General features: G+C 52.5%; 1 rRNA gene. It reads left to right on the top strand.

Features of this window, described 5'->3' with window-relative positions:
• Positions 1–438: ribosomal RNA gene (locus tag VA603_RS00235) — 23S ribosomal RNA — on the top strand; the annotation flags it as partial.

Raw genomic sequence — 438 nt, 5'->3', positions numbered from 1 at the left:
GAAACAACCCAGACCCACAGCTAAGGTCCCAAATTTTGTGCTAAGTGGAAAACCATGTGGAAAGGCACAGACAGCCAGGAGGTTGGCTTAGAAGCAGCCACCCTTTAAAGAAAGCGTAATAGCTCACTGGTCGAGTCGGTCTGCGGGGACGATTTAACGGGGCTAAGCACAGAACCGAAGCTTGGGGTGCATAACTTTGTTATGCGCGGTAGAGGAGCGTTCCGTAAGCCTGTGAAGGTGAGTTGAGAAGCTTGCTGGAGGTATCGGAAGTGCGAATGCTGACATGAGTAACGATAATGCGGGTGAAAAACCCGCACGCCGAAAGCCCAAGGTTTCCTTGCGCAACGTTAATCGGCGCAGGGTGAGTCGGCCCCTAAGGCGAGGCAGAAATGCGTAGTCGATGGGAAGCAGGTTAATATTCCTGCACCTCGCGTAAGT

This window comes from Stenotrophomonas capsici, assembly GCF_034961085.1.
GTDB classification, from domain to species: domain Bacteria; phylum Pseudomonadota; class Gammaproteobacteria; order Xanthomonadales; family Xanthomonadaceae; genus Stenotrophomonas; species Stenotrophomonas capsici.
The sequence above is the reverse complement of the archived record's forward strand: the minus strand, read 5'-3'. Positions and strand labels throughout refer to the sequence as shown.